Origin of the sequence: Commensalibacter papalotli (ex Botero et al. 2024) (genome assembly GCF_947179115.1) — a bacterium.
Taxonomy (GTDB): Bacteria; Pseudomonadota; Alphaproteobacteria; order Acetobacterales; family Acetobacteraceae; genus Commensalibacter; species Commensalibacter papalotli.
The window spans coordinates 88,167-109,009 of record NZ_CAMXCI010000001.1; the positions used below are offsets into that span (position 1 = coordinate 88,167).

16 protein-coding genes are annotated in these 20,843 nt (G+C 37.3%); 8 read left to right on the forward strand and 8 right to left on the reverse strand.

The features are described from left to right. Nucleotides 1-5: 5 nt before the first annotated feature. From QMN76_RS00390 to gshB, 3 genes are read left to right on the forward strand one after another with little or no spacing between them, the layout of a single operon-like run. Entirely contained in the window at nucleotides 6-893 is an 888-nt protein-coding gene (locus QMN76_RS00390; RefSeq protein WP_282023235.1) for an aldose 1-epimerase, read from the forward strand. A gap of 14 nt (nucleotides 894-907) precedes the next feature. Beyond that, nucleotides 908-1,399, forward strand: coding sequence for a transcription elongation factor GreB (greB, locus tag QMN76_RS00395; protein ID WP_034337671.1), 492 nt, complete (start codon nucleotides 908-910; stop codon nucleotides 1,397-1,399). Nucleotides 1,400-1,422: 23 nt separating this feature from the next. After that, nucleotides 1,423-2,394, forward strand: a complete 972-nt coding sequence (gshB, locus tag QMN76_RS00400) for a glutathione synthase (protein ID WP_282023584.1) — start codon at nucleotides 1,423-1,425, stop codon at nucleotides 2,392-2,394. 3 nt (nucleotides 2,395-2,397) lie between these two features. On the opposite strand, the gene QMN76_RS00405 is transcribed toward gshB, so the two are convergent. Then, nucleotides 2,398-2,628, reverse strand: coding sequence for a hypothetical protein (locus QMN76_RS00405; protein ID WP_282023234.1), 231 nt, complete (start codon nucleotides 2,626-2,628; stop codon nucleotides 2,398-2,400). 246 nt (nucleotides 2,629-2,874) lie between these two features. Here QMN76_RS00405 and QMN76_RS00410 point away from each other — a divergent pair, with 246 nt between their 5' ends. The 4 genes from QMN76_RS00410 (at nucleotide 2,875) to QMN76_RS00425 (ending at nucleotide 6,033) form a co-directional block, all read left to right on the forward strand. Next, nucleotides 2,875-3,513, forward strand: a complete 639-nt coding sequence (locus QMN76_RS00410; RefSeq protein ID WP_051461881.1) for a class I SAM-dependent methyltransferase — start codon at nucleotides 2,875-2,877, stop codon at nucleotides 3,511-3,513. 74 nt (nucleotides 3,514-3,587) lie between these two features. After that, complete coding sequence (locus QMN76_RS00415; protein ID WP_282023233.1) at nucleotides 3,588-4,901, forward strand: cbb3-type cytochrome c oxidase subunit I; 1,314 nt, start codon at nucleotides 3,588-3,590, stop codon at nucleotides 4,899-4,901. Between the two features lie 10 nt (nucleotides 4,902-4,911). Further along, nucleotides 4,912-5,859, forward strand: coding sequence for a heme o synthase (cyoE, locus tag QMN76_RS00420; RefSeq protein WP_034337662.1), 948 nt, complete (start codon nucleotides 4,912-4,914; stop codon nucleotides 5,857-5,859). A 15-nt stretch (nucleotides 5,860-5,874) separates the two neighbouring features. Continuing rightward, nucleotides 5,875-6,033: a hypothetical protein gene (locus tag QMN76_RS00425; RefSeq protein ID WP_161631847.1), complete on the forward strand. Its 159-nt coding sequence runs from the start codon at nucleotides 5,875-5,877 to the stop codon at nucleotides 6,031-6,033. Nucleotides 6,034-6,861: 828 nt separating this feature from the next. Here the strand turns inward: QMN76_RS00425 and QMN76_RS00430 are convergent. The 5 genes from QMN76_RS00430 to QMN76_RS00450 are packed head-to-tail and all read right to left on the reverse strand — an operon-like array spanning nucleotide 6,862 to nucleotide 13,147. After that, nucleotides 6,862-7,929 (reverse strand): Tim44 domain-containing protein, encoded by a 1,068-nt coding sequence (locus QMN76_RS00430; protein WP_282023231.1) that lies wholly within the window; start codon nucleotides 7,927-7,929, stop codon nucleotides 6,862-6,864. Nucleotides 7,930-7,957: 28 nt separating this feature from the next. Then, a complete protein-coding gene (locus QMN76_RS00435) occupies nucleotides 7,958-9,295 on the reverse strand; it encodes a TldD/PmbA family protein (RefSeq protein WP_282023230.1) in 1,338 nt (445 codons plus the stop codon). After that, nucleotides 9,292-10,557 (reverse strand): M16 family metallopeptidase, encoded by a 1,266-nt coding sequence (locus tag QMN76_RS00440; RefSeq protein ID WP_282023229.1) that lies wholly within the window; start codon nucleotides 10,555-10,557, stop codon nucleotides 9,292-9,294. Before QMN76_RS00440 ends, QMN76_RS00435 begins: the two co-directional genes overlap by 4 nt. 18 nt (nucleotides 10,558-10,575) lie before the next feature. Continuing rightward, nucleotides 10,576-11,976 (reverse strand): threonine synthase, encoded by a 1,401-nt coding sequence (thrC, locus tag QMN76_RS00445; protein WP_282023228.1) that lies wholly within the window; start codon nucleotides 11,974-11,976, stop codon nucleotides 10,576-10,578. A gap of 34 nt (nucleotides 11,977-12,010) precedes the next feature. Further along, a complete protein-coding gene (locus QMN76_RS00450; RefSeq protein WP_282023226.1) occupies nucleotides 12,011-13,147 on the reverse strand; it encodes an L-dopachrome tautomerase-related protein in 1,137 nt (378 codons plus the stop codon). A 199-nt stretch (nucleotides 13,148-13,346) separates the two neighbouring features. Here QMN76_RS00450 and QMN76_RS00455 point away from each other — a divergent pair, with 199 nt between their 5' ends. After that, complete coding sequence (locus QMN76_RS00455) at nucleotides 13,347-15,230, forward strand: tetratricopeptide repeat protein (protein ID WP_282023225.1); 1,884 nt, start codon at nucleotides 13,347-13,349, stop codon at nucleotides 15,228-15,230. Here QMN76_RS00455 and QMN76_RS00460 read toward each other — a convergent pair. Together QMN76_RS00460 and mutS are read right to left on the reverse strand one after the other, a co-directional pair. After that, complete coding sequence (locus QMN76_RS00460) at nucleotides 15,227-18,157, reverse strand: [protein-PII] uridylyltransferase (RefSeq protein WP_034337645.1); 2,931 nt, start codon at nucleotides 18,155-18,157, stop codon at nucleotides 15,227-15,229. The two genes, QMN76_RS00455 and QMN76_RS00460, sit on opposite strands and share 4 nt — an antisense overlap. Nucleotides 18,158-18,221: 64 nt before the next feature. Beyond that, nucleotides 18,222-20,843, reverse strand: coding sequence for a DNA mismatch repair protein MutS (gene mutS, locus QMN76_RS00465; RefSeq protein WP_282023224.1), 2,622 nt, complete (start codon nucleotides 20,841-20,843; stop codon nucleotides 18,222-18,224).

Below are 20,843 nucleotides of genomic sequence, written 5' to 3' on the forward strand. Positions count from 1 at the left end.
CAGATATGTTAGAAATCAAATCAGGGCACCATAGGGTTGGTATATATCCTGCTTTGGGTGGTGCAATTGGGTATTGGTTATGTCAGGATACTCCTATATTTTATCCTTTGATTAATTCACATCTGGCAAAAAGCGCAAATCAGATTATTGCCGCATATCCACTATTACCTTATTCAAATCGTATTGCAGACGGAAAATTCGAATTTGAAGGACGCAAATACCAACTTGATGTGAATGCATTAAATGAAAAAGATGCTATTCATGGCAATGCCTGGGAAAGAGAATGGGAGCTAGAAAGTTTTTCCAAAAACAGTGTGACCATGATTTTGTGTCATGAGCCTGACAAAGATTCTAAAAAGCAATGGCCTTTTTCTTATAAAGCTCAGATAATATACACTATATTGGAAACAGGATTATCTGTTCATTTATCCTTACAGAACAGTGATCGTTGTAATCAACCTGTAGGGCTTGGATTCCATCCTTATTTTCCTCGCAAAGATTCCGTTGAAGTCGGTTTTACAGCGAAAACAGTATGGAATAACGGTAATGATGGATTACCACAAGGTCGTATGTCGATTGATGGTCGATGGGCTTTTAACGAAATGCGCGCTTTAACTCAAGATGAACAGTTAGATAATTGTTATGCAGGGTGGGATAATTTCGCATTTATTCGCTGGCGATATTCTAATGCATATTTAAGCATTACCAGCAGTCATAATTTTCAACATTTAGTGTTATTTAATCCTGAAAATAAACCATATTTTACACTTGAGCCTGTGATGAATATGAATAATGCTATTAATATGCCTGAAATTTCAGATCGTGGCTTAACTATTCTAAAGCCAGGGCAACGTCTTGAGGGTAATATTTTTTACTCTTTTTCAGGGGACTGAAGAGGAATAAAAAAATGGCAGTTGCATCTCAAACGCCTCCACATTTAACGCCACAAGGATTTGATCGTTTAAAAGATGAGCTTAATAGTTTATTGCACAAAGAACGTCCCAAGATTGTAGAGATTGTTTCTTGGGCTGCGGGTAATGGTGATCGATCTGAAAATGGCGATTATATATATGGTAAACGTCGATTAAGGGAAATTGATCGTCGTGTCCGCTTTTTGTTAAAACGTCTTGATAATGCCGTTGTGGTTGATCCCAAAGAACAACCCCAAAAGGACAAAGTTTATTTCGGTGCAACTGTGACTTATGTCACTGAAGAAGATCAGGAATATACAGTTACCATTGTTGGTGTGGATGAAGCAATTACCGAGCAAGGTCAAATTAGCTTGATTTCTCCTATCGCTAGAGCTTTAATAAAGTCGAAAGTTGGCGATGAGGTAAAATATCAAAGCCCTGCTGGAGAAAAATTTCTCGAAATTCTAGAGATTGCTTATCCATCTTAAAAGATAGTTTAATATAAGTGAGTATAAAATCTATGCTAAAAATTGCTGTGCAAATGGATCCGCTGGAAAATATTAATATTAATGGGGATTCTACGTTTGCATTAATGTTAGAGGCTCAGGCCAGAGGGTATGAATTATTTGTTTATTCTGTTGATACGCTAAGTTTATGTAGCAACTCTAATTCAAAAAAAATCACCGCCAGGGGCAAAAATGTTACTGTGCAACGCGTACAGGGTAACCACGCTCAATTGGGTGAAGAAAAAACGGTTGTGTTGAATGATTTTGATATATTGTTAATGCGTCAAGATCCTCCATTTGATATGGGATATATAACAGCAACACATTTGCTTGAACAAATTCACGGTATCGGTAAAGATAAAGTTTTCGTTGTGAATAATCCTGCATCCGTAAGAAATGCACCAGAGAAAATCTTTGCAACCTTATGGCCTCAGATTATGCCTCCCACTTTGATTACAAGAGATATTATTGCCATACGTGAATTCCGCGCTGAATATAAAGATATAATTATTAAACCTTTATATGGAAATGGTGGAATAGGGGTTTTTCGCATTCGAGAAGATGATGAAAATTTAAACTCCTTATTAGAAATGCAATTTGCTGCTTCGCGTGAACCTTTGATGATTCAACGTTATGAACCTGCTGTACGTAAAGGGGATAAAAGAGTTATTTTGGTTGACGGAGAACCTATTGGGGCGATTAATCGTGTTCCACAAAAAGGTGATTTGCGTTCTAATATGCATGTTGGTGGTGTTGCGGTCAAAGTCGAGTTAACACAAAGAGACAAAGAAATTTGTAAAATAATAGGACCTACTTTGAAACAGCAAGGATTAATATTTGTTGGAATCGATGTGCTTGGGGATTATTTGACAGAAATAAATGTAACATCCCCTACAGGCCTACAAGAATTAGATCGATTTAATCAGATCAACTCTGCCGCTATGATTTGGGATGTTATTAATTCTTATGTAAGATAAGGTTTATTCTTTAGAAGGTTCAGCTTTTGATGTTTTTTCGTAATTGAAAGTTGTTCCTTCTCCTATATTTAAAGAACTTTCTTGTTGTTTAGGTACAGGAGGCATAGGATCGTCTTTACCAAATTTATTGTCTAACCAGTCCGTAAATCTTGCGCGATCATATACAATATATGTTCCAACCCATATAGTGATGCTTAATATCGCCATAAACCAATTAAAATATGTCAACCACATAAGGGGAGCTGCTCCTGAATCTGCTCAATTATTTATTTACTTGTTGTGATACTTATAATACATATTTGCTTTATAATAAACAATTAAAGGGCATCAAAAAAATAAAGTAATTAAATATGTTGCTTTTTAGTATTTTTTTCCTTGTTAAAATGTAAAAAAAAGAAAATCTAACTAGATTTTTCTTTGTTTTTGGTTAATAAGACTTGTTGTATAGTAATTTTGTTAATTGTTTTTAGGAGCAATAACGTGCCTCCTTCACCTCATACTGCGTTAAGCGCAGATGCTGTTAAATTAGCTTATCGTCGTTGGGCGATGGTTTATGATGCTGTTTTTGGAAGTATATCCTCGTTTGGGCGCCGCTGTGCTGTTGCCGAAGCTAATCGTCTGCCAGGACAAAAAGTTTTAGAAGTAGGGGTTGGGACAGGATTAGCTCTTCCTTCTTATAATCTTGATAAGAGAATTACAGGAATTGATCTGTCGACAGACATGCTTAAAAGGGCAAGGCAACGGGTTCAACGTCAAAATTTATCTAATGTAGACAATCTATTCGAGATGGATGCTGAGGAGACAAATTTTGAGAGTGGCTCTTTTGATATTGCAGTAGGTATGTTCGTTGCCTCTGTAGTACCACATCCAGATCGTTTATTTGCAGAACTAAAGCGAGTGGTTAAGCCAGGCGGTCATATTTTGTTTGTAAATCATTTTTTAGCACAAAAAGGGATCCGTTATCATGTTGAACGTATTATGGCCCCTGCATCAAAATCATTAGGTTGGCACCCAGACTTCTCAATAGAATCTTTGCTTCCACCAGAGGAGTTAAAACAAGCGACTCTGCAACCTGTTCACCCATTTGGTTTGTTTACATTGGTCAGTCTCCCTCGATAAAATTTGATGGTGATACTTTGTAAAAGCTATGTTATATCATAGCTTTATTTATTAGTAATGCGATAGAATATGTAATGAATACACATTATAAAATTGGAATGAGTGCTTTATTTCTGGCTATATTGGCAGGGATTAGTGGTGGTATTGCAGCTTTGTTTGTTCAACTCAATACATATATTCCTGTTTTGGGCAAGTTCAGTACAGTTGATTTTATACAAAATTTACCAAGAACACATGCCAGAATGATGGTGTTTTTTGTCCTTCAACCAGCATTAATGTTAGGGTTTGGGGCTTGGTTCGTGCCTTTATTAATTAAAGCAAAAGATATGGCCTTCAAAGGAGTGAATGCTTTTTCTCTTTTATGTCTTGTTATAGGCTTTATTTGTAATTTCTTAACTTTTTTATACCCTGATCATGCATTATTTGCTTTGTATAGTTTGGGGTTGTGGTCGATATCAGCAGTTTTGTTTTCAATAAATATGTTAATTACGATCATTAATAATAGAGCACCTGACGTTAGTTATGCGTCATTGCCTTTGTTCGTTTGGGGACAAGGGATTTCTGCGGCTTTATTGTTACCTACGGCGTCTATTTTATTAGCAGCCTTAACAAAAAATTATTATCATGCTGCTTATTCAGCTGCTGCACTTCAACAAACTGTTCGTTCTTTTTCATATCCAATGTTGATGATTTTGATCATCCCAGCAATTTGCATGGTATTTCATATTATTACTACGATTTCTAATCAATCTATAAAACAAAATAAAAATGTTATTTTAATGCTTATTTTGGTGCCTTTTATTGTTTTACTTTCATGGAATAAAATGATTTTTAACACGCACTTAATAAGCATGCATCAGAATATTACATTACAAGTATTTTATGCATGTGCGTTATATGCGCTGACTTTATTTTTATTAGTTTATTGTATTAAACTTTTCTTTGTAGGTGAAAAACACTGTCCAGCACCTGTGCTATGGTCTTTTGGTTTTATAGGGTTATTAGCAATTGGTTGGCCATATCAAGGGATCACGAAAGAAGTTGGATTAATCCATTCTTCTATTTCCTATGGAATTCTTTTTGCGGTTTTTGCAGGCTTTTATTTTTGGATGGGCAAAATTCTAGGTAAGCAATATTCAGAATTATTAGCAAAAATACATTTTATAACGACCTGTGTTGGTGTTGTCTTTACACTAGATATGTTTGTAATAGGTGAAAAATCCATTCTTATTGGGGCAGTTTTCATGGGGCTTTCTTTGCTATCCTTTATTGTGATGTTGGTGAATGCATTACGTAGTGAAGTGAAATTACCAAGTAATTATTGGGGAGAAGGTGCAATAACTAATGAGTGGCAACTTCCTTCCCCTGTCTTTTCTCATGTAAAATAGGATTTACAGAATGGGGCAATCACTTTCAGATGAAGTCGTAGGATCAAAACGGGTTCGATTCGATCCGGCTATGGTAGGCAGTGATGTTAAAGATTGGGTTGCTTTATTAAAACCCAGAGTGATTTCTTTGGTAGTTTTTACAGGTGTGGTTGGAATTGTTCTTGCACCTGGTCATATTAACCCAATTATTGCACTGATTAGTATTCTATGTATTTGTATGGCGTCTGGTGGGGCTGGTGCAATTAATATGTGGTATGATCGTGATATTGATCTGATCATGCAAAGAACAATCACACGCCCTTTACCTGCGGGCAGAGTTAAATCTGATGATGCGTTGATTTACGGAATTGGCGTTTCTGTCCTGTCTGTAATTTTAATGTTTTTGGCTACTAATTTTCTAACCGCAGCTATTTTAGCTTTTTCTATTTTCTTTTATAGCGTTGTTTATACAATGTGGTTAAAGCGCTCTACCCCACAAAATATTGTTATTGGCGGGGCAGCTGGGGCTTTTCCTCCGTTAATAGGGTGGACTTCTGTTACTGGCAGTCTTGATATATTCCCTATTATTTTATTCTCTATTACGTTTTTTTGGACACCACCACATTTTTGGTCATTGGCTTTGTATGCGTGTAAAGACTATGGACGTGCAGGTATCCCTATGTTGCCTGTTGTAAAAGGTGCGCGTTATACACGGTGGCAAATTTTAATTTATACAATTATTTTAGCAATTGTTACTTTATTACCTGTTTATTTAGGATATACTTCTTATATTTATATGGGTACAGCAATTTTATTAAATGCTGGATTTATTTACATGGCGGTTAGAGTGTTATCAGAACAGCAAACCGCTGACGGATTAAGTTTGAATAATGATAAAGCTGCCAGATATTCTTTTCGTTTTTCTTTGATTTATTTATTTTTCTTATTTTTTTCTTTGATTATTGATCATTTTGTTTAAAAGGAAATCGTCTTAATGAAAAGACAACAACAGGCCAAAGCAATTGCAATTTCGCTAACTGCGGAACAACAAAAAGAGTTTGACCGACGTCAAAATAAACGGAATATGGCGTTACTTTCAGCGTTGCTTGGATTAAGTGGGATTTTATATACTCTAGCGTTGATTCAATTATAATCAATGGCTTTATACTAAAAGGCAGATAGTTCTTCGATTATCTGCTTTATTTATATTGAGTGTAATTAGTTTATAAAACTATGAAATATCATGAGGGTTTATCATATTTTATAGTTAATTAATGATTTGATATTATTATTTATTTCTAAAGAAGAAATATTCAAAAGGTAAGTTTTTCATACCTTAAAAGTTATTACATAAGTTGTATCGGAAAAGTAAGGTAGCATTTCAGATGTTATTTTTTCTATGTACCTTCAAGCGGTATGGCTGTGGATAATCAGACCGAATATCAATGCCACTATTGATGCTGTTGTATAACAATTTGGTCCAAGTTTGTGTGCAATGACAGTTGATGGTATTCAAATAAAGTCGCCGCTGAAAAATCTATGACTGTTATCAAAAAATGCCTAAAGTTTGCTTTTTAGGTGATGGTGTTGTCAGTTCAATCTTACAACCACTAACAGAAAAATCTGAAGCTTGAGGAAAAGCTAATCCTTTTGAGGATATTACTTACTCTAAGAACCACAAATTTTTAAAAGAATAAAAGAAAGAATGGTTTTTCAAAATATAGAAACTATACCGAGGAAGAAGAAAAAGAATATCAATCAAGTTCTGGAAGAGTATTCGTTAATAAAGTAAATGCAACTTACAATCTATTAGGACTGACCAATTTTTTAATTATATGAGTAATTAATAAGTTAAATAGGTGCATGTATAAAACAAGTAATTGCTTACATTATAAACTTAAAACTACTAATTACTATATTTTAATAAAGAAAGAGGACTATATAGTCCTCTTTCCAGTTTGGATTAGATTAGATGAAATTCCTAGTTTATTTGCTGAATAGCAGATAACAACCACCAATTATTATTAACAGCTCTGACAAAAGTCCAAAGCTCGGTAATAATAACAGGTTGATTTGGATCACCTTCAACAACGCGTCCAGTATTGTCTGTGGTAATATCAATCAAAGAATAACGCATAGAAACGGTTGCATATTCTCTGTTTCCTTCTTGCCATGCTTCTGACAGATCACCTTGCAAGAACTGAACATTAGAGGTGCTGTTATGCAAACCTTTGGTAGAAAGATCAGTTAATTGCTCACTGAAGTAAGCCAACATCTCTGGTGTGGTGATTTTTTGTAATCCAGCAAGATCTTGCCTATTCCAACTTTCTTGCACTTCAGTTAAACGTTGTTGGAATGCGATATAATCTTGTTGTTGTAACTGAATATTAGCTTGCTGTGTAGTAGGTTGAGCAGCATTCATTGCTGGATTAACACGACTAGCAGACATATTATTATTGTTATTATTAAGATTTGCACTACGACGTCTACGAATAAAGCGCATAACTAACCAAACAATTAACCCAATGATAATCAGGCGTGTTAACAAGCTCATAAAACCACCGCCTTGCTTTTGTGGGGCTTGTTGTTGGTTTTGTGCTTGGCCTTGTTGTTCTGCACCATTACTTGGTTGTTGAGCATTACTTTCTTTGCTGCCTGTCAGCATATGATAACCTGCTGCACCAATAGCACCCCCAACAAGACCTCGAGTAAAGTTACTCATTCCTGATGCAGGGGCAGCTTGTTGTTGTGGTTGAACAGGGCGATTCATCCCGCCACCAGCCATTCCTGAATTTACACCTGTGGGAGCAGCATTCGGCGTTGCAGCTGGGGGACGTGTCATCGAACGTTGCATGGGCTGTGCACCCATAGGGCTACTTCTGGTATAAGAAGGCGCACTAAATGTTCTGCTGCCACGGCTGCCCATTGATGAGCCTCGACCCGCTCTTGCCTCTGCCTGAGGAATTAAATCCACAAGAATAGGAGGAGCAACAAGAGTAAAACTTAAAAGACAAAGTAGGGTACGGCTATTTAAGGTCGTACGATTCATTTCTTTCATCCATTTCGGTAAACGTATGTTAATTGCCCGCAACACTCATTGCATCAATGCGTAATGTTGGGCTGTTAGTACTATAGCGGAATTTTAAATCATTAGCGACATGTAGTTGTGAAAACATTTCCTTGAGTGTCGAAGCAAGGGTAAATTCCATAATTGGCTCTGCGATTTGACCATTGCGGATCATAAAACCACTGGCGCCACGACTGTAATCCCCTGTGAGCATATTTACCGAAGAACCAATCATCTCTGTGATATAGAGTCCTTCTTTGATATCGGCCATCAGTTCAGTAGGGGTTTGCTGTCCTGCCATAACGTATAGATTAGTAGTTGTTGGTGATGGAGGAGAAGATGGGCCTCTGGTTGCATGCCCATTACTTTTTAACCCAAGTTGATTGGCGGTGCGGTTGTCTAGCAACCAATTCGCAATTTTTCCCTGATCAACCAATTTAAGTTCTTCGGGATATAACCCTTCAACATCAAATGGACGAGAGGCTAACCCTTTTACTTGATAAGGTTGATCAATAATAGTTATGCCTTCAGGAAAGATCAGGTTCCCCATATCATTTTTAAGAAAAGAAGTGCCTCTGGCAATGGCATAACCATTTAAAGCACTAGCCAAGTGTCCAATAATGGAGTTTGCTACTCTGGGATCAAAAATAACTGGTAATATACCCGTTTTAGGTTTGGTTGGATTTAATTTAGCGACTGCTTTTTCACCAGCACTGCGCCCAATTTGTTCTGCATCTTCCAGGTCTTTTAAATGCACGGTTGAATGATAATCATAATCGCGCTGCATGTCTGTGCCTGTGCCTGCTAATACACAAGCAGATAAAGAGTGAGACGTGCGGGCATAAGTGCCAAAGAAATCGTTACTGTTGGCCAGAATCATTTCAGTTTTGCCATAACCACAGCTGCCGCCCATAGAGTTGGTAACGCCTTTGACCGCCAAAGCTGCGGCTTCTGCCCTTTTGGCTTGTTCTAACATTTCCTGTGTAGAACGTTCAGAGGCATCTAACAAGTCAAGAGTTCTAGGATCAATGCAGGGTTTATCAGAAGGTTCTGGTAACCCAGAAAAAGGATCTTCTGGTAAAATCTTGGCCATAGAAATCGCTTGTTCCACCAATTTTTCGATATTATCTTTTTGTAAATCTGTGGTGGAAATGGTAGCAGAACGTTTATCAATAAAAACCCGTAACCCAACAGTCTTTGTTTCTGAACGTTCCAACTCCTCTGGCTGGCCATTTCTGACCTGCACGCCAACAGAGGTCGACGCTAACATTACTGCATCAGCTTCAGTTGCGCCCGCTTTTTTAGCTTGATGGATCAAATCTTTGATAAATTTTTGATGTTGTGTCATGAGTTCAGACTTTCAGTAATATCGGCAAGAGAAGGCACATGGCGAATAGGCCCCAACGTGGTTAGAGTAGGTTTTCCATGAAAAATACTCTTGGCAATCTGATAGATATCTTCGATTGTAACGGCATCAATTTTTTCAACCATCTCTTGTGGAGAAATAATACGATTATAAATTTGTAAATGTCGTGCTATTTGCTCACAACGACTGGCGGTGCTTTCCATAGACATTAACAAAGAGGATTTAAGCTGGGCTTTGGTACGGTTAAGCTCTTCTGGTTTGATCAGCTTTTGGATTTTCTTGAGTTCTTGGATTAAAATGGGCATCAATTCTTTTGTTTGTTCTTCACCTGTGCCAGCATAAATACCAAATAACCCATCATCTTGATGTGCCGTGTTATAAGCATAAACAGAGTAAACTAAACCATGTTTTTCTCGTACTTCTTGGAAAAGACGTGACGACATTCCACCACCCAAAATAATAGAGAGTAGAATTGCTGCGTAATATTGAGGATGGTTATAATTAACGGATGGGAACCCCATTAAAATATGAGCTTGATCTAGCTCTTTTTCTTTACGAAATTCACCACCTTGATAATTTGCAGGTAAGGCGGATTGTGCAGGTGTTCGAGGCAGATCTTTGAAATATTTTTCTGCTAAGGTTACGATGTTATCGTGATCCAGATTTCCCGCCGCAGCAAAAATTGTATTCTTACTGTTATAATGACGCGTCATATAGTGTTGCAAATGATCACGTTGCATAGTGCGAATCAGGTTTTCTGTACCCAGCGTTGGGCGACCCATTGGTTGATCAGGATAGGCAGTTTCTTGGAAGTAATCAAATACAATATCATCAGGGGTATCATTTGATTGTCCAATTTCTTGCAGGATGACACCACGTTCTCTTTCCAACTCAGCTGGATCAAAAGTGCTGTGGGTTAAAATATCCCCTAAAATATCAACGCCAAGCTCGTGATCATTCTTTAAAAGCTTGATGTAATACGCGGTAATTTCACGTGCCGTATAGGCATTAATATGCCCCCCAACATTCTCAACAGTTTCCGCAATATCCAAAGCAGATCTGGTGTTTGTTCCTTTGAACGCCATGTGCTCTAGAAAATGGGAAATCCCATTTTCTTCGGCAGTTTCATAACGTGTTCCAACATTGACATACGCACCAAGGGAAATCGTTTCAACACGATCCATTTTTTCCGTTACAACTAACATTCCAGAGGGTAGGCGTGTGATCTTTATAGCTTGGTTCATATTTATCCTAGAGTGAAATTAAATATTGTTTTTATGCGCAACGGCGCGAACTGAATCTTCGATTTTTTTAAGGTCTGCAGGTAGAACTTCATAGCGTTCTTTGCGTTCATATAAATCAGCCAAAGCCAATGGCAACGCAGGTGTTATGCCTGTTGCTTGTTTAATGGCATCGGGGAATTTAGCAGGATGAGCTGTCGCAACAGTAACCATTGGAATTTCAGGGTTACGATATTTTTGTGCTGTTGCAATCCCAATAGCAGTATGAGGATCTGCCAAATAAGCTGACTTTTTGTAATATTGCTGAATAACTTCTTTGGTTTCTTGATCGCTTAGTGCCATACCTTTGAAGTTTTCAGAGGCTTTGTTCCAAATGCTGGCAGGAATATCCATTTTGTTATTTTTACGGAAATCTTGCATAATTTGGCGGCATTGATCAGTATTTCGATCAAGTAATTCAAATAATAAACGTTCAAAATTAGAAGAAATTTGAATATCCATAGAGGGAGATAGGCTTGGGCGAACGCCTTGGATACTCATATCATTATTAAGTAAAAAGCGTGTAAGAATATCATTATGGTTAGAACCCACGCACAGAAGGTTAATGGGCAGTCCCATTTTACGTGCAGTCCAAGCCGCCAAGATATTCCCAAAATTGCCTGTTGGAACGGTAAAGGAAACTTCTCTATCAGGAGCCCCCAGTAACAAAGCTGCATAAATATAATAGGGAACTTGGGCTGCAATACGCCCCCAGTTAATAGAATTTACAGCAGAGAGATGCATTTCATCTCGAAAAGGCGCATCTGCAAACATTGCTTTGACCAAGTCTTGGCAATCGTCAAAAGAACCTTCAACGGCAATATTATTAATATTAGGTTCCATTACGGTCGTCATTTGACGACGTTGCACTTCTGAGGTTCTGTTATACGGATGCAATATTGTAACGCTGAGGTATTTGCTGCCTTTAAATGCTTCAATTGCAGCAGAGCCCGTGTCTCCAGAAGTCGCTCCAACAATGGTTATTTTCTTATTTTTTTGACTGAGGACATAGTCAAATAAATGACCCAATAACTGCATCGCCATATCTTTAAAGGCAAGCGTTGGCCCATGAAATAATTCTTGGACAAAAAGATTATGGTCTAGCTGTACCAAAGGAACAATGGCTTGATGATTAAATCCTGCGTAAGATTTTTTACAAATATCAAGTAAAACAGCTTCGGGAATTTCATTTCCTGTAAAAAGATGAACGATCTTTGCAGCTAGTTCTGGATAGCTTAATCCCCTCATGTTGCGCAAATCATCCGCAGAGATTTGAGGCCAAGTTTCAGGAATATATAATCCACCATCTTGGGCAAGACCTGCAAGAAGGGTGTCAGAGAAATTTAAAACGGGGGCTTGCCCTCTGGTAGAAACGTAACGCATTGTATACCTAGTAAAAAATAATCAATTGAGGAATTTATTTATTTTGTAAAGGAGGTGGGGTTAAACTGTATATTTTTAAAGGCCATTCAATCGTTGAATGGTCTTGTTTATTCAAAATTTGTGTTTGATCAAGTTGTATCGTTGGGATATAAAGCTGGTTATTCTTATCCACATAAGGATGGGCAGGCCATTTTAAACGTTCATCCGTGATTAACTTGTTTAAAATACGCCCTGTGGTAAATCGATAAATACTGTTGGTTGCAATATCATCAATGTATATAGTTCCATCTGGCCCACAAACAATCCCCCCTGATGAAGGTGTTTTAAACCAAATCATCATTGCTTCGTTCAGTTCGGCTGGGGAGTAGGTTGCATCTTTGAGATACATGGTATCAATACGGTATAAAGGTCCACTGACAGCTTGGTAATATAAACGTCGGCCATCAGGAGAAACGGCAATTTGGTTAACGTTAAATTGTGACGTTTTATCAGAATTCGGCTTTATCATTTTATTATTGACAATAACAGCTTGTCTTGAATATAAAGAAGGCGAATTTTCAAGCAAACGTCTTGCTTTGCCCGTATTAAGATCATAGATAATAATTGCAGGCGTGCCTCGATCAGCAAGATAAATATGGTTCTGATATACAGCAATACCATTCAAAGCACTTTTATCAAGGATAACATTCTCAGGAATAGGGTATGTTTTGACGACTTGATCTGTTTTAGTATCAATTTTTACGATTTTAGCCGCTTTTTTATTAGTGGTCTCACCAATTTTTGAAATGCCACTATCTAATACCCATAGATTACCATCTGGGGTCAAAGTCATCCCAGCAAGTCCAATAAAATTATTGCTGGGATCTTGTGTATTAATGGTATTCCATTGCTGATTGGGATAAGGAACAAGTGTATTATCAGATTTGACCACAGCCATAGAAATGCCTTGCTCGTCTGTAAATCGGGGGAATTGGGCGATCATACGCTTATTATCATCTACAACGATATAATCGGGCAAATATTTATTAATTGTTGCGACTTCTTTTAAGGCATCAGAAGACAATAGAGCAGGTTGATCTAGTTTTTGTTTTGAATAAGCCAAAGATGGAGGTAACAGGCTTAATGCCAAGGCCAGAGATGCAGAACGGGTAAAAGATTTTAAAATGACCATAACCGATTTCTATTCCTGATATAAAATATAGATTTCATTTATAAGGTAATTTTACAAAAGATGATAGGGAATATCCAAGATAAAAGCTGATATTTAGGCGAGTTTTTTTTACACATTCATTATTTTGTATTTGTGCAAAGCTTTTGTATAGTATTGATATGATGTATTGCCTTGTATAACTAAAAATTGAGTGAATTTTATGGTAAATGAACAAAAAATTAAAACAGGACTGTCTTTACTATCTCAAGGGCTGTTCAAAGAAGCTGATAAAATTTTCTGTGATATTTTACAAGAAACACCAGATTTTCCTGAGGCATTGCATGGCAGAGCATGTGTTGCTCGCGCAGCAGGAGAGATTGCATTGGCGATTGGATTTGCGGGTCGTGCTATAGAAATTGAACCTCAATCATATTATTATATTACACTGGGTTGGGCTTTATATGAAGAAGGGCATCTTGTCGAAGCTCAAACAGCTTTTAAAAATGCGATTTTATCAGAGTCATATGATCCCAGAGCCTATCATGGATTGGCAATTGTCCAAGACGCACTTGAGGATAAGGCACAGGCAGAATTATCCTTTCGTAAAGCGATAGAGTTAGCACCTGATTCTTTGATATTTTGGAAAGAACTGGTGCGTTTTTACTGGCAAGGTAAAGCATTTGATCAAGCTTTAAATATTGCCAAGGATGCAGTCACTAATAATCCAGGAAAGATCGAATTTTTACACGAATTGGGCTTGGTTTTATATCAGCTTGGCCAATTGGGTGATGCGGAACGTGTGTTTAGAAAAATCATACGATTAAACCCTAAAATAGCCTCAGCTTATGCAAATCTGGGGGCTATTTTATTCCAGTTGAACAAGCTGAGGGAAGCAAAGGCTTATTTGGCTGAGGCATTGAAACAGGCTCCAGAAATTATAGAAACGCAAGTTAATCTTGGTTTGGTGCAAATGGGGCTTGGAGCATTAGCTGATGCTAAAATATTACTTGAAAATGCATATCAACACTCTCCACATGATGCACGAATAGGACTAAATCTGGGAACTCTTTATTATGAGCTTAGGGAATTAGACAAGGCCGAAAAACTTGATCATTATTTATTGGAACAAGCACAAAATTTAGCATTAATTCAGAATGATAAAGATAAGATAAAAAATAACCTATCAACCATATTGCTTGCCAAAGGGCAATTTCAAAAAGGGTGGCAGCAAATGGAGGTGCGTCATCGCTTGTTACATCATTTCAAAGAAAAGGAAGCTATTCCAGTTTGGAATGGTAAAGAAAAAGTCGATCTTTTATTGGTTCGTGTTGAGCAAGGTTTAGGAGATACGATTCAATTTTCCAGGTTTTTAGGGGCTTTATTACAAAAATATTTGATTATAATAGAAGCCCCTAAAAACCTGGTAAGGTTGTTGCAAGAGATAATGAGGTCATATAATGAGGGTAATTCATGGCAAGTCATCGAAATGGGGCAGGGTTTACCCCAAGGAATAACACATCAAGTCATGCTGATGAGTTTGCCTTATTTATTAGATATAAACACTGTTCCTTCACACTCCCTTGATAACTCATTATTCCAAGAAACGGTTCCATTAGTTAGCTCAGATCATTTGAAAGTGGGCTTATGTTGGTTTGGGAATAAAGATTATCGTTTTGATCAACTACGTTCCCTTGCTGTATCTGAGCTTTTTCCACTATTTAGTGTGCCTAGGATTGATTTTTATGCATTGCAAACAGGGCTTCAAAAATCAGATCTCCTCAAAGGCTTTGCTGGGATGATACCCAGTGGAGATTTATATAAAACCGCTTGCTTTCTACAAGAGCTTGATCTTGTCATCAGTGTGGATACGGTTATAGCCCACCTAGCAGGGACGCTTGGTAAACCAGTATGGTTATTAAACCGATTTGGAGGAGATTGGCGCTGGTATCCAGCGCATCAAGACCAATATGGATATAGTCTTTGGTATCCAAGCCTTAAAATTTACCAACAAGCTCAGTCTTTGCCTCCTGATCAAGCCTGGAAATCTTTGATACAAGAGGTCAAAACTGATTTAATCAAAATGCAATCAACTGCAAAAAATTAATTTTTTTCTTCCTTTGGAGGCACCACTTCCATTTGCACAATAGAGGCTGTGCTGTTGGGTTGAATACCAGTAATATTTTCTTCAACCTCTTCTAGTACTTTCAAGATCGCTTCACGGATGATAGATAATCTTTTTTTATCCAGAACTTTAAGGCCAAAAACATCTTTGACATAAAATACGTCAACAGCACGAATGCCATAAGTTGTAATATGTGCAGAGCTGATTTGTAGTTTTTGTTCCTTAATAGTCTTAGTAACATCATATAAAAGCCCAAGACGGTCTCTGCCGTTAACCTCAATTACAGTGAAACCATTAGAGGCCTGATTATCAATAACAACGCGTGGAGGTACATGAATGGCACGCATGCGACGGCCATATAGCATATGACGATTACAATCATTTAAACGTTGTTCAATATCAATTTTTTCTGCCAAAGCATCAGAGATTAATTCTATGATACGTTCTAAACGATGGGGATCATCAAACACATCTTGCGCTGCATCTTGTACCCAAAAAGTATCTAACACCATCCCATTGGTCAGGGTATGAATACGTGCATCAACAATTGATGCCCCAGCGACAGCTAACGCTCCAGCTATTTTAGAAAATAACCCAGGGTGATCTACTGCATAAACTGTAACCTCTGTCACTCCACGATCTGGTAAAGGATAAGAACGGATGGTTAAAGGTGATTCTTCTTTGTGTGCTTGGGTAATGAGATGCGCATGGCGGATATGTGTGTCTTCATCAAAAGACAGCCAATAGCTTGCATATCCCAAGTTCATAAAAAATTCGACCGCAGAATTTGGTAAATTTTGAATAGCAAATTGTTTTTCTAAATGATTTTTAACGCGATAAACGCGTGTGTCACGCTCTTGAGTAGCAAGGCTACCTTCTAATACTTCAGCAACACGATTGTAAAGCTCGGTTAACAAGGTTGCTTTCCAAGCATTCCATACTTTTTTATTAACTGCACGCATATCTGATACAGTTAATAAGAACAATAATCTTAAACGTTCAGGGGATTGTATGGTATCGACTAGATCCAAAATGGTTTTGGGATCATCAATATCACGTTGAAAAGCAGTATGACTGAGTAATAAATGGTGCAGAATAAGCCAAGAAACCGTATCTGTTTCTTCAGCAGACATGTTTAACCTTGAACAAATGGTTAGCGCCATTTCAGAACCTACTTCTGAATGGTCACCACCTCGGCCTTTACCCATATCATGCAATAAGGTCGCCATATACAAAGCTCTTTTGGATTGAATACCTTGTAATAATTTATGAGCAAATTGTAAATCGTCTTGGTGATATCCAGCTTCTAGTAATGCAAGTAATCTTACGGCCTCTATACTATGTTGATCCACAGTAAAGATATGATAAGTATCAAATTGCATTTGCCCTACCATACGTCGCCATTCGGGCATAAACTGGCCCAGGATTCCAGTCTCATTCAAAATATGCAACCAGTGCATATTAAATTGTTCTTCAGGTGGAGGCAGAATATAGGTTGTTCTTTCTTCCTGATTATCTTTGTTATTTAATAAACGATAACGTGCTTTGGGTGATAAATGTATAGGGGTATCACATAAAAGATCAAGAAAAATCTCTGAAGCTTCGGCATTCCCACGTAAAGATGCTGCTTTGCGCTCCCAACGAATAAGTTGATGAACGGCCAAGGGATGAATAGCGCGTTTTTGTGTTTGTGCAAGCTTTAATAAGCACATCATTTCAATAGGATTTTTTTCAAAAGAAATATGTGCTGTTGGAAGGATTTTTCCTTCTAATAACGTGCATCCTGTATGAGGAATAAATTTGCCAGATTCAAACTTGTTAAGTGTTGTTTTCTGAGTATAAAGTGTTAATGCAGATTCGATCACATAAGTTAAACGCATGACTTCTCTGGCAGTAAGGAAGTAGTGACGCATAAAACGCTCGACACCTACTTGTTGACCATGTTTCGTATAACCAATACGCCCACCGACAACTGGTTGCATATCAAACGTTAAACGATCTTCTGCTCTACCAGAAATATAATGAAGTTGAAATCTTACCGTCCATAGAAAATTATGTGCTCGTTGTAAACGATGAATTTCTTGTTCAGTTAGGAGGTTAAGTTCACGAATTTTAGGAGATGAGAAATCAGCAAATTGATCAAATCCCAAAGTAAAATGATATTCCCAGTATATGGTTTGTAAGTCTCTTAGACCACCTTTGCCTTCTTTAATATTAGGCTCAACAAAATAAGGTGTATCTCCAAATTTTTTATGACGATTTTCACGCTCTTTACTTTTTTCCAAAATAAAACGAGAGGCACCAATTTCATTGCATAATTCTTTTAATTGAGGAATAAAATCGTTATAAAGCCCTTGATAACCACTTAGCAAACGGATATCTAATAATGCGGTTAGGATTGTAACATCCTCTTTTGCTGCCGTTAAACATTGCGGTATAGAGCGAATAGCGTGGCCAATTTTCAATCCTAAATCCCATAAGAAATACAGATGTTGTTCGATCGTATCCTGTAATTCTTTGGATGGTTGTTTTGGAGTTATGAATAGTAGGTCTAAATCACTAAATGGGGCCAAGCAGTTTCTGCCATATCCACCTGTGGCAACAAGTGCAATATAATTATTTGGATCATCAGAGTTTAATAATTTATTATAAAACAGATCAAAAAGGACACTCATTAACCCATCTATATATGCAGTCAGTTGTTTGCTTGCTTGCAATCCAGAGAGTCTGTTAATTTCAAATTCAGTACGAACTTGTGTTTGTACGCGTCCTAAATGGCGGCGAAAAATTTGAAGCAACTCATCTCTTGATAGATTAGAGTTGTCACGAAACGCTATACGAGTTTGTTCTCGTAATGTTTGTGTGGCGAGAGTAGGATTAGAAGGAAAGTCAGCTGTAGGATGCTTCAATTATTTGACCTGTTAGCAAAATTAATAAAAAACCAGTATTATATATTAATTTAAGGGGATATAATTATTTATCAATAAGATTTTTCAGTTCATAAAGAATATTTAACGATTTTTTTGGGGTTAATTCGTCTGGATCAATTGTTTTGATCAAATCAACAATTTTTTCATATTTTTTTGGTAACGTTTCTTGCTTGTTTTTTTCTTCAATACAAGGTGTAGGCAAAGGAAGAGTAATTTGAGGATTTAGATATTGTTTTTCTAAATTTTGTAAAATCTGCCCTGCACGTTTTAAAGTGGGTAAAGGAACACCCGCTAGTTGAGCAACATGAATACCCCAACTATGCTCGGCAGCTCCAGGAATGACTTCATATTGAAAAATAATACTATTTTTCCATTCTTGAACCTTCATTGTAAAAGGCTTGCATGATTTTAAGTGCTTGGTTGATTGAACTAATTCATGAAAATGAGTAGCAAAAATAGTTCTACATTGAATAATATTATGTAATGTTTCTAGCATAGCCCACGCAATGGCCATACCGTCCAGTGTTGATGTGCCACGGCCGATTTCATCGATAACGACCAAAGATCTTGGCCCAGCTTGGTTTAAAATTGCAGCAGCTTCGGTCATTTCAACCATAAATGTTGAACGTCCATGAGCCAGATCATCAGAGGCTCCAACCCGAGAGAATAAATGATCAACAATACCAATTTCAGCCTCTTCTGCGGGAACAGGCAGACCTGCTTGGGCTAAGATTACGCATAAAGCCACTTGCCTAAGGAAAGTAGATTTCCCAGCCATATTAGGACCAGTAAGCAACATAATTTTTGTTTTTTGAGATAAATCACAAGAGTTGGGAGTAAAATTAGCTTTGTGTCGCAAAGCAGCTTCAACAATGGGATGCCTACAGTTGGTTAGTTTAAAGACAGTATCATCACTAAGTGTTGGAACACACCAATGATAGGATAAATATAAAGTGGCACAAGATTGTAAAACATCTATCATGGCAATCGATTTTGCCAGTAAAGGCAGCTTTTTTTCTTTTAGAGTTTCCTCTATTAATTCCGAAAATAGTTGCCATTCTTTGTCCGCAGCCAGGGAATTTGCTTCAAGGATTTTTTCACTTAGTTCGTTTAATTGGACGGTGGTAAAACGTGAAAGATTGGCGGTGCCTTGTCGTAATATTAAGTCTGGATGCTCTCTAAGTTTGCTGCCTGCAGCATTACTAACTTCGATAATGTGCCCAAGTTGATTATGGTGCTTAATCTTTAATGTGTTGATATTAAATTTAGTTTTATACTCTTCTTGCAAACTGATAATAACTTGACGGCTATTATCCTTTAAACGTCGATAAGCATCTAATTCATCATTATAGCCTTCTTTGATTATAAAACCCTCTTCAACTTTTAAAGGAGGATTTTCATTTAATGCTGTGCGTAATTTAATGAGTAGTTCTTCACCATATAACAGATAGCCAGAAGTATTTTGAATGATTGAACAATAACGTCCTGTTTCTTTTTCATATTTTTTAAAAATATGCGCTATATTACGGCTAATTTCTAGACCATTACGAATAGAAGCTAAATCTCTGGGTTGACCTCTGCCCAAAGATAATCTACTCAGGGCACGTGCAATATCAGGTGCTCCTTTTAATATTTTGCGTAGCTCATCTAAAAGAGCTGCGTTTTGGTGTAAATATATCCAGCCTTCTTGTCGTTGTTTAATATATTTAATTTGTGTCAAAGGGGCTGATAACCAATTGGCCAACATACGAGCACCAGAGGCCGTTACGGTATAAGATACGCTGGAAAAAAGAGTAAATTTTTGACTGCCGTTACTATTTTGTAAAATATCAAGACTGTTACGTGTGGCGGGATCAATAGCCAAAATGGTTTCATATTGTTGGGATTGTGGGCGGGCTAATTGAGGGATTTTACCAGCTTGGGTTTTTTGAATATAATGAACTAATTCAAAGCTAGCGATAATCTCCTCATCACTAAAATTACCCAACGCATCAAATGTATTCACATTGAAAAGCTCTGATAATTCTTTTTCTGCTGTTTTTAAAGAATGATGGTCTCGAATAAGGGTGCGACGATTATCATAATCATTTAGTATAATATCTTTGCAACATAAAATTTCTGAAGGGTTAATTCGCCCCAGTAAATCATTTAATTTAGAGTGATCAATAAAAGTTGTTTCAAAAAAACCAGTAGAAATATCAACCCATGCTACACCAATTGTAGACCCTTTATTTTTGAGATGAGGGATAATAGATGCAATATAATTGGCTTGTCCAGCATGTAATAATTCATCTTCTGTTAATGTACCAGGAGTGATCAGGCGAACAACAGCTCGCGATAATGGTCCTTTTTGTCCTTTAGGGCGATCTGCAGGAGTTTCTGTTTGTTCTGCAACAGCGACTTTAAATCCTTTTTTAATTAATCTGGAAAGATAATTGGATGCAGTACCAACAGGAACTCCACACATGGGAATTGGGTTTCCTCCATGGGTGCCACGTGAGGTAAGAGCGATGTCTAAAGCATTTGCTGCGGCTTCTGCATCACTAAAGAATAATTCAAAAAAATCTCCCATACGAAAAAAAAGTAACGCATCAGGATACCAATCTTTTAATGAAAACCATTGTGCCATTACAGGTGTGGCACCTTCAGAGGATGGAATTGTCAT

Bases quoted from the DNA above. Each gene is read 5' to 3' on its own strand.
- QMN76_RS00435 (WP_282023230.1), bottom strand. From the start codon at position 9,295: ATGACACAACATCAAAAATTTATCAAAGATTTGATCCATCAAGCTAAA.
- cyoE (WP_034337662.1), top strand. From the start codon at position 4,912: ATGGGGCAATCACTTTCAGATGAAGTCGTAGGATCAAAACGGGTTCGA.
- QMN76_RS00415 (WP_282023233.1), top strand. From the start codon at position 3,588: ATGAATACACATTATAAAATTGGAATGAGTGCTTTATTTCTGGCTATA.
- QMN76_RS00440 (WP_282023229.1), bottom strand. From the start codon at position 10,557: ATGAACCAAGCTATAAAGATCACACGCCTACCCTCTGGAATGTTAGTT.
- mutS (WP_282023224.1), bottom strand. From the start codon at position 20,843: ATGACAATTCCATCCTCTGAAGGTGCCACACCTGTAATGGCACAATGG.
- QMN76_RS00425 (WP_161631847.1), top strand. From the start codon at position 5,875: ATGAAAAGACAACAACAGGCCAAAGCAATTGCAATTTCGCTAACTGCG.
- thrC (WP_282023228.1), bottom strand. From the start codon at position 11,976: ATGCGTTACGTTTCTACCAGAGGGCAAGCCCCCGTTTTAAATTTCTCT.
- QMN76_RS00405 (WP_282023234.1), bottom strand. From the start codon at position 2,628: ATGTGGTTGACATATTTTAATTGGTTTATGGCGATATTAAGCATCACT.
- QMN76_RS00430 (WP_282023231.1), bottom strand. From the start codon at position 7,929: ATGAATCGTACGACCTTAAATAGCCGTACCCTACTTTGTCTTTTAAGT.
- QMN76_RS00455 (WP_282023225.1), top strand. From the start codon at position 13,347: ATGGTAAATGAACAAAAAATTAAAACAGGACTGTCTTTACTATCTCAA.
- greB (WP_034337671.1), top strand. From the start codon at position 908: ATGGCAGTTGCATCTCAAACGCCTCCACATTTAACGCCACAAGGATTT.
- QMN76_RS00450 (WP_282023226.1), bottom strand. From the start codon at position 13,147: ATGGTCATTTTAAAATCTTTTACCCGTTCTGCATCTCTGGCCTTGGCA.
- QMN76_RS00390 (WP_282023235.1), top strand. From the start codon at position 6: ATGTTAGAAATCAAATCAGGGCACCATAGGGTTGGTATATATCCTGCT.